This is a genomic window from Streptomyces sp. RKND-216 (genome assembly GCF_004795255.1).
GTDB classification, from domain to species: domain Bacteria; phylum Actinomycetota; class Actinomycetes; order Streptomycetales; family Streptomycetaceae; genus Streptomyces; species Streptomyces hazeniae.
Genome location: NZ_SSBQ01000002.1, coordinates 4067559 through 4082773, shown reverse-complemented (window position 1 = coordinate 4082773; position 15215 = coordinate 4067559). Strand labels below are relative to the sequence as shown.

At 75.9% G+C, this 15215-nt stretch carries 2 protein-coding genes (1 of these 2 only partly in view); both read right to left on the bottom strand.

What is annotated here, in order from left to right:
* Positions 1-3096 carry the start of a type I polyketide synthase gene (locus tag E4198_RS18120; RefSeq protein ID WP_168711465.1) on the bottom strand. It extends 11799 nt beyond the left edge of the window, so only the first 3096 of its 14895 coding nucleotides appear in the window; the start codon lies at positions 3094-3096; its stop codon lies off the left edge, out of view.
* Positions 3096-15215, bottom strand: coding sequence for a type I polyketide synthase (locus E4198_RS18115; RefSeq protein WP_136184089.1), 12120 nt, complete (start codon positions 15213-15215; stop codon positions 3096-3098). The genes E4198_RS18120 and E4198_RS18115 overlap by 1 nt, the downstream gene beginning before the upstream one ends.

The following is a 15215-nucleotide window of genomic DNA, read 5'->3' as shown; positions in this document are numbered from 1 at the left end:
GTCCTCGCGGCCCGCGACCACCGCGAGCAGCCAGCTTCCGGCCAGCCGCCCGGGGGCGGCTCCTGGCCGGCGCGGCACCCAGTCGACGCGGTAGCGCCAGGAGTCGAGGACGGAGTGGGCGCGGTGGCGGGCGCGCCAGTCGCCGAGGGCGGGGAGGACCGCGCTGAGCGGCGCGTCTTCGGCGAGACGCAGCGACTCGGCGAACGCGGCGGGGTCGCCGTCGGCGACGGCGGACCAGAACGCGGCGTCCACCGGGTCGGCCTCGGCCGGGCCGTCGGGGGAGGCGTCGAGCATCCAGTAGTGGCGGCGCTGGAAGGCGTAGGTGGGCAGGTCGGTGACACGCGCGCCGGTGGGGGCGAAGAAGGCTCCCCAGTCGACGTCCACGCCGGAGGTGAACGCTTCGGCGAGCGAGGTCAGGAAGCGGCGCAGCCCGCCCTCGTCGCGGCGCAGCGAGCCGCCGACGAAGACCGGTCCGGCGTCCGCCCCGGCGTCCTCCAGCGTTTCCTGCACGGGCACGGTGAGGACCGGGTGCGGGCTCATCTCCAGGAACGTGCGGTGGCCGTTCCGGGCGAGTTCCCGGACGGCGGGGTCGAGGAGCACCGGTTGGCGCAGGTTGCGGAACCAGTAGTCCGCGTCCGTCTCCGCGTCGCCGATCCAGGTGCCGGTGACGGTGGAGAACATCGGTGTCTCGGGGCGGCGGGCCTCGGTGGGGGCCAGCGCGGCCCGCAGTTCCTCGCGGATCGGGTCGACGTCAGCGGAGTGCGAGGCGTAGTCGACGGGGATGCGCCGCGCCCGGATCTCGCGCTGCTCGCAGACCTCCAGCAGGGCGTCGAGGGCGCGGGCCTCGCCCGAGACGACGACGGAGGCCGGGCCGTTGACGGCGGCGATGCCGAGGCGTCCGTCGTACGGCGACAGCAGCTCACGGACCGCGTCCTCGGGGATCATCAACGACGCCATGCCGCCGCCACCCGTCAGCGCGGTGAGGGCCCGGCTGCGCAGGCACACGACGCGAGCGGCGTCGCGCAGCGACAGCGCACCGGCGACGCAGGCGGCGGCGATCTCGCCCTGCGAGTGGCCGATCACCGCGTCGGGCTTCGCGCCGAGGGAGGTCCACAGCTCCGCCAGGGAGACCATGACCGCGAACAGGGCGGGCTGGACGACGTCCACCCGCTCCAGCGTCGGGGCGCCCTCGGCGCCCCGAAGGACGTCGGTCAGCGACCAGTCGGTGAACTCCGCCAGCGCTGCCCCGCACTCCGCGAGGCGGGCGGCGAACACCGGGGAGGCTTCGGCGAGTTCGGTGGCCATGCCAACCCACTGGGCGCCCTGGCCGGGAAAGACGAAGACGGTCCGGCCGACATCGGCGGCGAGGCCGCTGACCACGGTGCCCTGTGCGGTGCCCTCCGGGCCGGGGAATGCGCCGGGGGTGGCCCGGCCTTCGACCAACACCCCCAGACCGGCGCGCAGTTCGGCAGCGTCCGCACCGAGAGCCACGGCCCGGTGCTCCAGCACGGTGCGGGTGGTGGCCAGGGAGAGGCCTACGTCGGCGGGCGCTCGGTCGTCGCCCGTCGCCGTCAGCAGCCGTTCCGCCTGGGCGGGCAGGGCGGAGGCGGTGCGGGCGGACACCACCCACGGCACCACGGGGGGCGTGACCGCCGGGGCGGCCGGTTCCGCCGGGGCCGTCTCCTCGTCGGGGGCGGGCGGGGCGGGGGCCTCCTCGACGATGACGTGGGCGTTGGTGCCGCTGGCGCCGAAGGAGGAGACGCCCGCGCGCCGGGCGCGTTCGCCCCGGGGCCAGGGCCGGGCCTCGTCGAGGACCCTGACCTGGCCGGCGGTCCAGTCCACGTGGGTGGAGGGGGTGCCGGCGTGCAGCGACTCGGGCAGCGTGCCGTTCTGGAGGGCGAGCACCATCTTCATGACGCCGGCCACGCCGGAGGCGGCCTGCGTGTGGCCGATGTTGGTCTTCACCGACCCGAGCCAGAGCGGTGCGTCACCCGCGCGGGCCTGGCCGTAGGTGGCCAGCAGGGCCTGCGCCTCGATCGGGTCGCCCAGCTTGGTGCCCGTGCCGTGCGCCTCCACCGCGTCCACATCGGCGGCGGTGAGGCCCGCGTCGGCCAGCGCCTGCCGGATGACGCGCTGCTGGGAGGCCCCGTTGGGCGCCGTCAGGCCGTTGCTGGCGCCGTCCTGGTTGATCGCGGAGCCGCGGATGACGGCGAGCACCGGGTGCCCGTTGCGCTGGGCGTCCGACAGGCGCTCCAGCAGGAGCACGCCGACGCCCTCACCCCAGCCGGTGCCGTCCGCGTCGTCGGAGAACGCCTTGCACCGTCCGTCGACGGCCAGTCCGGACTGGCGGCTGAACTCGGTGAAGTTGAGGAAGGAGCTCATCACCGTCGCACCGCACGCCAGGGCGAGCGTGCAGCCGTCGGAACGCAGTGACTGGACCGCCTGGTGCAGCGCCACCAGCGACGAGGAGCAGTTGGTGTCGATGGTGAGCGCGGGGCCCTCGAGGCCGAGGGTGTAGGCGACGCGGCCCGAGAGCACGGCCGTGGAGCCGCCGGTGAGCAGGTGACCCTCGACGCCCTCCGGCGCGGTGTGCACGGCCGAGCCGTAGCCCTGGTTGCTGGACCCGACGAACACCCCGGCGCGTGCGCCGCGCACGGTCTCCACGTCGATGCCGGCCCGTTCGAAGACCTCCCAGGAGGTCTCCAGGAGGAGCCGCTGCTGCGGGTCCATGGCCAGGGCCTCGCGCGGCGAGATGCCGAAGAAGTCGGCGTCGAACTCGGCGGCGTCGGAGAGGAACGCGCCGCGCCGGGTGTAGCTGGTGCCGGGGTGGTCCGGGTCCGGGTGGTAGAGGCTCTCGACGTCCCAGCCGCGGTCGGTGGGCAGGTCGCCGACGAGGTCGACGCCGTCGGCGAGGTGCCGCCAGTACTCCTCGGGGGTGCCGATGCCGCCGGGGAAGCGGCAGCTCATCGCGACGATCGCGACGGGTTCGGACTGCCGGGCCTCGAAATCGCGGAGCCGCTTGCGGGTCGTCCGGAGATCCGCGGTGACCCTGTTCAGGTAGTCACGAAGCCGCTGCTCGTTCGTGGCGCCGCTCATCAGATACCCAACTCCCGGTCGATCAGGTCGAAGATCTCGTCGTTGCTGGCGATCGCGAGGTCGTCGTCCGGCGCGTCCGCCGCGTCGCCTCCGGTCGTGCCCGCGCCCGCTTCGACGCGGCGCACGAGGGCCCGCAGCCGGTCGAGGACGTCGAGTTGTGCCCATTCCTCGGGGCCCGAGGACGCCAGGGACGCCTCGAGACGGTCGAGGTCGGCGGGCACGGTGGTGGTGCCGTCGGTGAGCTCCCGGCGCAGGTGCGCGGCGAGCTTCGACGGGCTGGGGTGGTCGAAGACGAGCGTCGCGGGCAGCTTCAGCCCGGTCGCCGTGTTCATCCGGTTGCGGAACTCCAGGGCCGTCAGGGAGTCGAAGCCGAGTTCCTTGAAGGCGCGGCGGGGCGGGATCTCCTCGGGCCGGTCGGCCTTGAGCACGGCGGAGATCTCCCGCCGCACCAGGTCCACCAGGATGTCCTCCTGCTGCTGTTCGCCCTGTCCGGCCAGCTTCGCGGCCAGCGCGCCGCCGGGACGGTCGGCGTCCGGGCCGCCTTCCGGCCCGGACAGGTCGGACGGGGACGGCTGCTCGGCGGCGGACAGGGCCGCGACCAGGCGCCGGTCGCGGGACATGGTGTAGAGCGGCAGGAAGCGCGCCAGGTCGAAGGAGGCGATGGCGAGCCGGGTGTCGCCGTTGCCGACGGCGGTGGCGAGGGCCCGTACGGCGGTCCCGGGCTTCATCAGGCGCATGCCGCGCTGGGTGAGGAGGTCGGCGACCTCGCCCTCGACCATGCCGCCGCCGCCCCAGGCGCCCCAGGCCACCGAGGTCGCGGTGACGCCGCGGGCGCGGCGCTGCTGGGCCAGGGCGTCCAGGTGGGCGTTGGCCGCGGCGTAGCCGCCCTTGCCGGCGTCGCCCCAGGTGGCGGCGCCGGAGGAGAACAACACGAACGCGTCCAGGTCGCGGTCGGCGGTCAGCTCGTCCAGGTGACGGGCGCCTTCGACCTTGACCCGGGAGGTGCGGGCGAGGTCGGCGGGGGTGAGGTCGGCGACGGGGATCTCGGGCTGGGTGAGGCCGGCGGCGTGCACCACGGCGCGCAGCGGGCAGTCCTCGGGGATGCCGTCGAGGACGGCGGCGAGCGCGTCGCGGTCGGCGACGTCGCAGGCGGTGATCGTGACCTCGGCGCCGAGCGCGGTGAGTTCGTCGTGCAGGTCTCCGGCGCCGGGGGCGTCCGTGCCGCGGCGGGAGGTGAGCACGAGGTGCGCGGCGCCGTTCGCGGCGGCCCAGCGGGCGACGTGCGCGCCGAGGGCGCCGGTGCCGCCGGTGATCAGGACGGTGTCGCGGGGACGCCACGGCTCTGCGTCCCCGGCGGGTGCGGACACGAGGCGCCGGGCGTAGGTGCCGGTGGCGCGGACGGCGAGTTCGTTCTCGCCGCCGAGGCCGGTGAGCGCCTCCGCGAGCCGTTCGACGGCGCGCGCGTCCAGGACGGGCGGCAGGTCGACGCGGCCGCACCAGCGGTGCGGTTCGTCCAGGCCCAGGACGGTGCCCAGGCCCCAGACCTGCGCCTGGAGCGGGTGGTCGACGCGGTCGCCGTCGACGGCGCCGACGGCGCCGCGGGTAACGGTCCACAGCGGGGCGTCCGGGAGCATCGCGGCGAGGGCCCGTACGGCGGCGACGGTGTCGGCGAGGCCGGTGGGGACGGCCGGTTCTCCGGCGTGCGGGCGTTCGTCGAGCGCGGTGAGGCAGAGGACGCCGTCGACGTGGGCGGGCAGGGCGGAGCCCGCGTCGGCCAGTGCGGCGGCGGTGTGGCGGTGCACGGTGGCGCCGTGCTCGGCGAGTCCGGCGGCCACGGCGTCCACGGTGCCCGCGCCGTCCGGGTCCGGGACCTGCGGGACGACGAGGAGCCAGTCCCCTCCCAGCTCGGTGGCGCCGGTCTCCGGCACCTCGGTCCAGTCGACGCCGTACCGCCAGCCGTCGGCCTCGGCCTGTTCGGCGCGGGCGGCGGCCGCGGCGGGCGGCTCGATCCAGTGCCGGCGGCGCTGGAACGGGTAGGTCGGCAGCACCACGTCCCCGGATGCGGGCCGGGCGGGGAGCGCGGGCGTCCAGTCCACGGCGGCGCCGCGCGTCCACGCCTGGCCCACGGAGAGCAGGAAGCGGTGCAGGCCGCCGTCGTCGCGGCGCAGCGAGCCGACGGCGTACGCGTCGTCGCGGTCCTCGACGGCCTCCTCCAGGGCCGTGAGCAGCACCGGGTGCGGGCTGTTCTCCACGAAGAACCCGTAGCCCTGCTCGGTCAGCGCGCGCACGGCCTCGCCGAAGCGGACCGGCTGCCGCAGGTTGGTGCACCAGTAGGCGGCGTCGAAGGCGGCGTCGGACACCCAGTCGCCGGTGACGGTGGAGAAGAAGGGCACCTCGGGGCGGCGGGGCTCGACGGGGGCGAGGATCTCGGCGAGTTCGCCGAGGATCGGCTCGACGTGCGCGGAGTGCGAGGCGTAGTCGACGGGGATGGCCTTGGCCCGCACGTGCCGGGCCTTGCATGCGGCGACGAGGTCCTCGATCGCGTCCCGGTCGCCCGCGACGACGGCCGAGCGGGGGCCGTTGACGGCGGCGAGCGAGAGCCGTCCCCCGTACTCGGCGAGCAGCTTCTCCGCCTCGTCTGCGGGTACGGCGACGGTGGCCATGCCGCCGCTGCCCGCGACGGCGGTGATGAGGCGGCTGCGCAGGCACACCACGCGCGCCGCGTCGCGCAGCGACAGGGCACCGGCGACGCAGGCGGCGGCGATCTCGCCCTGCGAGTGGCCGACCACCGCCGCGGGCTCGACGCCGTAGGACCGCCACAGCGCCGCCAGGGACACCATCACGGCGAACGACGCGGGCTGGACCACGTCGACGCGGTCCAGTGACGGGGCTCCGTCCGCGCCGCGCAGCACGTCGGTCAGCGACCAGTCGGCGAACCCGCGGATCGCTGCCTCGCACTCGGCCATGCGCGCGGCGAACACCGGCGACTGCTCGGTCAGTTCGACGGCCATACCGGCCCACTGGGCGCCCTGTCCGGGGAAGACGAAGACGGTGCGTCCCAGGGGGCCGGCGCTCTCGGTGACGGTGTCGTGCCCGGGTTCGCCGTCGGCCAGGGCGGTCAGCGCGGCGGCGAGGCCGTCACCGGTGTGCGGGGCGACGACGACGGCGCGCTGCTCGAAGCGGGCCCGGGTGGTGGCGAGCGCGTGGCCGACGGCCGCGACGTCCCCGTCCCGGGCCGGGTCCGCGAGGGCCGTCGCCTGTGCGCGCAGCGCGGCCGGGGTGCGGGCGGAGAGCAGCCACGGCACGACCGCGGGAGCGGGCACGTCCGCCTCGGGTGCCCCTCCGGGCTGTTCGGGAGCTGATTCCAGGATGACGTGGGCGTTGGTGCCGCTGATGCCGAACGCGGAGACGCCGGCGCGGCGCGGCCGTTCGCCCGCGGGCCACGGCTGCTCCTCGGCGAGCAGGCGTACGCCGCCGGACTCCCAGTCGACCCGGGTGGTGGGCCGCTCGGCGTGCAGGGTGCGCGGCAGGGTGCCGTGGCGCAGGGAGAGCACCGTCTTGATGACGCCGACGACGCCCGCCGCCGCCTGCGTGTGGCCGAGGTTGGACTTGGCGGAGCCCAGCCACAACGGCCGGTCGGCGTCCCGGTCCTGGCCGTAGGTGGCGAGCAGTGCCTGAGCCTCGATGGGGTCGCCCAGCTTCGTGCCGGTGCCGTGCGCCTCGACGGCGTCCACCTCGGAGGGCTTCAGCCCGGCGCGGTGCAGCGCCTGCCGGATGACGCGCTGCTGGGACGGTCCGTTCGGGGCGGTGAGACCGTTGGACGCGCCGTCCTGGTTGATCGCCGAGCCGCGGACGACGGCCAGCACCTGGTGGCCGTTCCGCCGTGCCTCGGAGAGCCGTTCGACCAGCAGCACGCCCACGCCCTCGGCCATGCCGAAGCCGTCGGCGTCCTCGGCGAAGGAACGGCAGCGGCCGTCGCCGGACAGGGCTCGCTGGCGGCTGAAGCTGACCATGGGGGTGGGCGTGGACATCACGGAGGCGCCGGCGACGACGGCGAGCGAGCACTCGCCGGAGTGCAGCGACTGCGCGGCCATGTGCAGGGCGACCAGCGAGGACGAGCAGGCGGTGTCGACGGTGACGGCGGGGCCGGTGAGACCGAAGGTGTAGGCGATGCGGCCGGAGGCGACGCTCGGAGCGCTGCCCGTGACGTGGTAGCCCTCGAGCTCGCCGGGCATGCCGTGCGGCTGGCCGTAGTCGGGGGTGAGCGCGCCCGCGAACACGCCGGCCTCGCTGCCCCTGAGGTCGGCGGGCACGATACCGGCGTTCTCGAACGCCTCCCAGGTGGTCTCCATCAGCAGGCGCTGCTGCGGGTCCATCGCCAGCGCCTCGCGGCCGGAGACGCCGAAGAAGTCGTGGTCGAAGTCCCCGGCGCGCATCAGGAATCCGCCGTTGCGGACGTAGCTGGTGCCGTGCCGGTCGGGGTCGGGGTCGTAGAGAGCGTCGACGTCCCAGCCGCGGTCGCCGGGCAGGCCGCCGACACCTTCGCGGCCGTCGCTGAGCAGCCGCCACAGGTCGTCCGGGCCGGTGATGCCGCCGGGCAGGCGGCAGGCCATGCCGACGATCGCGAGGGGTTCGCCACAGACGGACGCCGGGGCGCCGCCGGCCTGCGGGTCCGCTGCCGAGGTGTCGCAGGTCTGCCGCCACAGGTGGTCGGCGAGCAACGCGGGGTTGGGGTGGTCGAAGACCAGGGTGGTGGGCAGGCGCAGTTCGGTGGCCTCGGCGAGCCGGTTGCGCAGTTCGACGGCGGTGAGTGAGTCGAAGCCGGCGTCCTTGAAGGCGCGGTCCACGTCGACAGCGGCGGCGTCGCGGTGACCGAGGACGGCGGCGGTGTGCTCGCCCACCAGGCGCAGCACGGTCGCGCGCTGCTCGTCCTCGTCGAGACCGTCGAGCCGGGTGCGCAGCGCGGTGGCGGCCTCGTCGGCCGTGGTCGGGTCCGGCTCCGCGGCGGTGACCAGCTCGCGAAGCAGCGGGCTGGGGCGGGAGGTGGTGAAGACCGGCCCGAAGCGGTCCCAGTCGACGTCGGCGACGGCCAGGGCCGTCTCGTCGTGGTCGAGGACGAGTTGCAGGGCGTCCAGGGCCGGTCCGGGGTCGAGGACGGGCAGGCCGGTGGCGGCGAGCCCGGAGAACAGGCTCTCGTCGATCATGCCGCCGCCGCCCCACGGGCCCCAGGCGATCGAGGTGGCGGCCTCGCCGCGGGCACGGCGGCGTACGGCGAGGGCGTCCAGGCAGGCGTTGGCAGCGCCGTAGGTGCCGTGGTCGGCGACGCCCCAGGTGCCGGAGATGGAGGAGAACAGCACGAACGCGTCGAGCGGCGTGCCGGTGAGGAGTTCGTCGAGGAGCAGCGCGCCGTCCACCTTGGCGCTCAGGACGGTGGCCAGTTCGTCGGGACCGGCCTCGCGGAGCGGGCCGAGTGCGACGGCGCCGGCGGCGTGGAAGACGGCGGTCAGCGGCCGCTCCTCGCCGATACCGTCCAGCAGGGCGGCCAGAGCGTCGCGGTCGGTGGTGTCGCAGGCGACGGCGGTGATCTCGGTGCCGGTGCCGCACAGTTCGTCGGCCAGCGCGGCGGACTCCTCCGTCGCGCCGCGGCGGCTGGTCAGCAGGACGCGTTCGGCGCCGCGTTCGGCCAGCCACCGGGCGAGGCGGAGGCCGAGCGAGCCGGTGCCGCCGGTGACCAGCACCGTGCCGCGTGCGGTCCAGGTGCCGTCGGCCGGGCGGCGCGTGGCGCGGACGAGGCGGCGGGCGACGACGCCGGCGGGGCGGATCGCGGCCTGGTCCTCGCCTCGGGCGCCGGCCAGTACGGCGGTGAGCCGTTCGGCCGTGCGGCCGTCCCGGACGGCGGGCAGGTCGATCAGGCCGCCCCAGGTGCGGGGGTGTTCCAGGGCGGCGGCGCGTCCCGCGCCCCAGACGGCGGCCTGCGCGGTGTCGGGCGCGGCGTCGGACGGGCCGGTGGCGACGGCACCGCGGGTGGCACACCACAGCGGGGCGGTGACGCCCGCGCCGTCCAGGGCGCGCAGCAGTCCGGCGACGGCGGCGACCTGGGCGGACGGGCCGTCGGCGTCGAGGGCGAGCAGGGAGAGCACGCCGCCGGTGACCTCGCCTCCGGCCAGTGCGGTGCGCAGCGCGTCGCCGTCCGGGCCGGCCCCCGCCTCGGGGGCGTGCTGCACGAGGTCGGCGCCGGCGTCGCGGAGGGCCGCGCACATGTCGTCGCGGGTCGCGGTGTCCGTCGAGCCGCCGACGACCAGCCAGGTGCCGGAAAGCGCTTGCGGGCCGGCGTCGGGCACGGGCCGCCAGGCGACGTCGTACCGCCAGGCGGCCACGCCGGACGGCTGCTCCGGGACGCGTTCGGCAGAGGGCGCGGGCGGCGTCCACCAGTAGCGGCGCCGCTCGAAGGGATAGGTGGGCAGGTCGACGCGGGCGGGCGTGAGTCCGGCGAAGACGACGGACCAGTCGGGTGTGAGCCCGTGGCAGTGGGCCGCGGCCAGGGCGGTGAGGAAACGGTCGAGGCCGCCCTCGTCGCGGCGCAGCGAGCCGAAGGTGGCGCCGTCGGTGACGTCGGCGGCCTCCAGCGTCTGCTGCACGGCGATGCCCAGCGTCGGGTGCGGGCCGGTCTCGACGAAGACGCGGTGCCCGTGCTTCGCGAGCAGCCTGGTGGTCTCCTCGAAGCGGACGGTGCCGCGCAGGTTGCGGTACCAGTAGGCGCCGTTCAGCTCGGCGCCGTCCAGGACGCTCGCGGTGACGGTGGAGTAGAACGGCACGCGGGTCGTGCGGGGTTCGACGGGGGCGAGCAGGCCGGCCAGTTCGTCGCGGATCGACGCGATGTGGGCGGAGTGCGAGGCGTAGTCGACGGGGATGGCGCGGGCGTGGATCTCCTGGCGTTCGCACGCGGCGAGCAGTTCGGCGACGGCGTCGGACTCGCCGGAGACCACGACGGTGGACGGGCCGTTGTGGGCGGCGACGGAGATGCGGTCGCCCCAGGGCGCGATCATCTCCTCGACCCGTGCGGCGGGCAGGGAGACCGACGCCATGGTGCCCTGTCCGGCCAGGCGGAGGATCGCGCGGCTGCGCAGGCACACCACGCGCGCGGCGTCACGCAGCGACAGGGCGCCCGCGACGCAGGCGGCGGCGATCTCGCCCTGCGAGTGGCCGACCACGGCCGCGGGCTCGATGCCGTAGGACCGCCACAGCTCGGAGACGGACACCATGACCGCGAAGAGCGCGGGCTGCACGACGTCGACGCGGTCGAGCGACGGGGCTCCGTCCGCGCCGCGCAGCACGTCGGTCAGCGACCAGTCGGCGAACTCGCGGATCGCCGCCTCGCATTCGGCCATGCGGGCGGCGAACACCGGCGAGGTGTCGAGGAGTTCGGTGGCCATGCCTTCCCACTGACCGCCCTGGCCGGGGAAGACGAACACCGGGCGGTCGTCGCCCGCGGGGACGCCGCGCACCGGGCCGGCGGCCTCGCCGGGGTCGGCGAGGGCGGCCAGGGCGGCGTCCAGAGCGGGACGGCCGTCGGCGACGACCGCCGCGCGGTGCGGGAGGTGGGCCCGGGTGGTGGCCAGCGCGTGGGCGACGTCGGCCGGGCGGAGGTCCGCGTCGCGGTGGAGCGCGGCGCGCAGGCGGCGGGCCTGCTCGCGCAGGGCGGCGGGGGTGCGGGCGGAGAGCACGTACGGCAGCGGCGCGCCGTGCTCCTCAGCGGCGGCGACGGGTGCGTCCTCGCGTGCCGGTGCGGGTGCGTCCTCGCGGGGCGCCTCGGTGACGACGACGTGCGCGTTGGTGCCGCTGACGCCGAACGCGGACACCCCGGCGCGGCGCGGCGTGCCCTTCCGGGCCCACGGCACGGCGTCCCCGAGCAGCCGCACGCCGCCGCCCGACCAGTCGACGTGGCCGGTCGGCGTGGCGGCGTGCAGGGTGCGCGGCAGCAGGCCGTGCTGGAGGGCCAGCACGGTCTTCATCACGCCGGCCAGTCCGGCAGCGGCCTGGGTGTGGCCGATGTTGGACTTCAACGAGCCCAGCCACAGCGGGCGTTCGGCATCCCGGCCCTCGCCGTACACCTCGATCAGCGAGGTCGCCTCGATCGGGTCGCCGAGGGTGGTGCCGGTGCCGTGGGCCTCGACGGCGTCCACCTCGGAGGGCCGCACGCCGGCGTCAGCGAGCGCCTGCCGGATCACGAGCTGCTGGGACGGTCCGTTGGGTGCGGTCAGGCCGTTGGACGCGCCGTCGGAGTTGACGGCGGTGCCGGAGAGGAGGGCCAGCACACGGTGGCCGTTGCGCCGGGCGTCGGAGAGACGTTCCAGCACCAGGCTCCCGGCCCCCTCGGCCCAGCCGGTGCCGTCCGCGTCGTCGGAGAAGGCCTTGCAGCGGCCGTCCGGGGCGAGGCCGCGCTGCCTGCTGAACTCGACGAAGATGCCGGGCCGGGCCATCACGGTGGCGGCGCCGGCCAGCGCCAGCGAACACTCGCCGCTGCGCAGCGACCGCACGGCGAGGTGCAGCGCGACCAGCGAGGCGGAACAGGCGGTGTCCACAGTCAGGGCGGGCCCCTGGAGGCCGAGCACATAGGCGATGCGGCCGGACAGCGCGCTGTTGGTGGTGCCGGTCAGGGCGTAGCCCTCGACGCCGTCGGACGCCTCGTGCAGCCGCGGGCCGTACTCCTGCGCCATGGCGCCGACGAACACGCCGGTGCGGGTGCCCGCCAGGGCGGTCGGGTCGATGCCGGCGCGTTCCAGCGCCTCCCAGGAGGTCTCCAGCAGCAGGCGCTGCTGCGGGTCCATGGCCAGCGCCTCGCGGGGGCTGATGCCGAAGAACTCGGCATCGAAGTCGCCCGCGTCGTAGAGGAACCCACCCTGGGCGACGGTGGAGCCGCCGGGCCGGTCCGGGTCGCCGAGCAGCCGTTCCAGGTCCCAGCCCCGGTCGGTGGGGAAGGCCGAGACCGCGTCGGTGCCGGCCAGCAGCAGCTCCCACAGGTCCTCGGGGCTGCGCACGCCTCCGGGGAGGCGGCAGCCCATGCCGACGACGGCGATCGGGTCGTCCGCCGGGGAGCCCCCGGCCACGGGAGCCGGGGCGGCCGGGGCGAGGCTGCGCGGCGCGGCGATGCGGTCCGGCAGCAGCGCGGTCAGCCGGTCGGCGAGCCGGACGGGCGTGGGGTGGTCGAACAGCACGGTGCTCGGGAGCGTGAGGCCGAGGGCGTCGCAGAGCCGGTTGCGCAGCCGCACCGAGGACTGCGAGTCGAACCCGGCGTCGCGGAAGGTCGTGCGCGGGGCGACGGCGGACGGATCGCCGTGGCCGAGGACGGCGGCGGCGTGCGCGCGCACCAGGTCCAGCAGCAGGCGCGGACGTTCGCCGGGCTCGGCCTCGGCGAGGGACGCCAGGGCGGCGCTCAGAGTCTGGTCGTCGCCCTCGGGGGCGACGGTGTCGAACCAATGGCGGCGGCGCTGAAAAGCGTAGCCGGGCAGGTCCACGACCCGGGTGCCGGCGCCGGTGAACGCGGCGGTCCAGTCGGCCTCGACGCCCCGCACCCACAGCTCGGCAAGCCCTTCGGTGAAGCGGTCGGCGCCGCCGTCGTCGCGGCGCAGCGACCCGGTCACGACGTCCGGGGCGTCGCCGGACGCCTCCAGGGTGGCCTCCACGGCGGCGGCCAGCACCGGGTGCGGGGACGACTCGACGAACACGCCGTAGCCGTCCGCGGCGAGGCGCCGTACGGCGTCGGCGAACCGCACCCGCTCGCGCAGGTTGGTGAACCAGTAGCCGGCGTCCATGGCCGCCGGGTCGGCCCAGTCGCCGGTGACGGACGACATCAGCGGGATGTCGCCGGCCTGCGGGGTGATGCCGTGCAGGGCCTCGGCCAGCCGTTCGCGCAGTACGTCCATCGCCGGGGAGTGCGAGGCGTAGTCCACGGCGATGCGGCGGGCCCGCACCTCGCGCTCCTCGCATCGGGCGACGATCTGCTCCACGGCCTGCGGCTCGCCGGAGACGACCACCTGGGAGGGGCCGTTGACCACGGCGACCGACGCGCGGCCGGACCAGGGCCCGATGAGCGCTTCGGCCTCGTCGGCGGGCAACGCGAGGGAGGCCATCGCGCCGTGTCCGGCGGCGAGTTCGGCGATGGCCCTGCTGCGCAGGCACACCACGCGGGCCGCGTCCCGAAGGGACAGCACCCCGGCGACGCAGGCGGCAGCGATCTCGCCCTGCGAGTGGCCGACCACGGCCGCCGGCTCGACGCCGTGGGACCGCCACAGGGCGGCGAGGGACACCATCATCACGAACGAGGCGGGCTGGACGACGTCCACGCGGTCCAGTGAGGGGGCGCCGGGGTCGCCGCGCAGGACCTCGGTGACGGACCAGTCGACCAGGCCGGCCATCGCGCGCTCGCAGTCCGCGACGCGGCGGGCGAACGTCGGGGAGGAGGCCAGCAGATCGCGGCCCATGCCGGTCCACTGGGCGCCCTGCCCGGGGAAGACGAACGCGGTCCTGCGGACGGGGCCCGCGACGCCGGAGACGACGTTCGCGGCCGGGTCGCCGCCGGTCAGGGCGGCCAGTCCGGCCGCGTGGTCGCCCGTCACCACGGCGCGGTGGCCGAACGCGGTGCGGGTGGTGGCCAGCGACCAGCCCGCCTCCACCGGGTCCGTGCCGCCCGCGGCGAGCGGGCGCAGCGCGGCGGCCTGGCCGCGCAACGCGGCGGCGCCGCGCCCTGACAGCACCCACGGCACCACCGCGGGCACGACGACCGGGGCACCGCTCGGCGGGGCGTCGGGAACGGTCTCGGGTGCCTCGGAGAGCACCAAGTGGCAGTTGGTGCCGCCCATGCCGAAGGCGCTGACGCCTGCGATCCGGGGCCGGTCCGTCTCCGGCCAGGCGGTCGCGCGGTCCACGACCCGCAGGTGCAGTGCGTCCAGCGGCACGTCCGGGTGGGGGGCCTCGAAGTGAAGGCTGGCGGGAAGACGTCCGTGGCGCATGGCCAGCAGCACCTTGAGCAGACCGGTGACGCCGGCGGCGCTCTCCAGGTGGCCGAGGTTGGTCTTCACGGAGCCGACCAGCAGCGGGTGCGCGGCGTCGCGGGCGCCGCCCAGCACCTCGCCGAGCGCGGCGGCCTCGATCGGGTCGCCGACGGGCGTGCCGGTGCCGTGCAGTTCGACGTACTGGGCGGCTGCGGGCGGCAGCCCGGCCGAGGCGTAGGCCTCCCGCAGCACGTCCGCCTGCGCCTGCCGGCTGGGGACGGTGAGGCCGTCGGTGGCGCCGTCGTTGTTGACCGCGCCACCGCGGATCACGCCGTGGACGCGGTCGCCCGCGGCGACCGCGTCGGACAGCGGCTTCAGCACCAGCGCGACGCCGCCCTCGCCGCGGACGAAGCCGTTGGCGCGGGCGTCGAAGGTGTGGCAGCGGCCGTCCGGGGACAGTCCGCCGAACTCCTCGGCGACGGAGGCGGTCTCGGCGGCCAGGTTGAGGTTGACGCCGCCCGCGACGGCCAGCCGGCTCTCACCACGCTGGATGCTGCGCACCGCGCTGTGCACGGCGACCAGCGAGGACGCCTGCCCGGTGTCGACGACCATGCTGGGCCCGCGCAGGCCGAGGAAATGGGAGACGCGATTGGCGATCAGGCCGCGGCTGACGCCCGTCATCGCGTGGTGGTTGGCCGCGCCCGCTCCGGCACGGCCGAGCAGCGTCGCGTAGTCGTCGCGCATGGCACCGACGAACACGCCGGTGGCGCTGTCGCGCAGGGTGGCGGGAAGGGTGCGGGCGTCCTCCAGCGCGGTCCAGGCGAGTTCCAGCATCAGCCGCTGCTGCGGGTCGAGCACGGCCGCTTCGCGCGGAGTGATGCCGAAGAACGCGGCGTCGAAGGTGTCGACGTCGTCGAGGAACGCACCCCAGCGCCCACCGGCCCCTTCGCGTCCTGCGGGCACCTCGGTGACGGCGCACTCTCCGTCGTTCAGCAGCCGCCAGAAGGCGTCCGCGTCAGGCGCTCCGGGGAGCCGGCAGGACAGTCCGACGATCGCGACGGGCTCGTCCCGGCGGCCGTTCGCCGACGAGGACGGGGTGTGGGAGTGCGCGACTCTCGTTTCGTCCAT

Coding starts and splice junctions, on each gene's coding strand:
- E4198_RS18115 (WP_136184089.1), bottom strand. CDS start 15,215: ATGGACGAAACGAGAGTCGCGCACTCCCACACCCCGTCCTCGTCGGCG.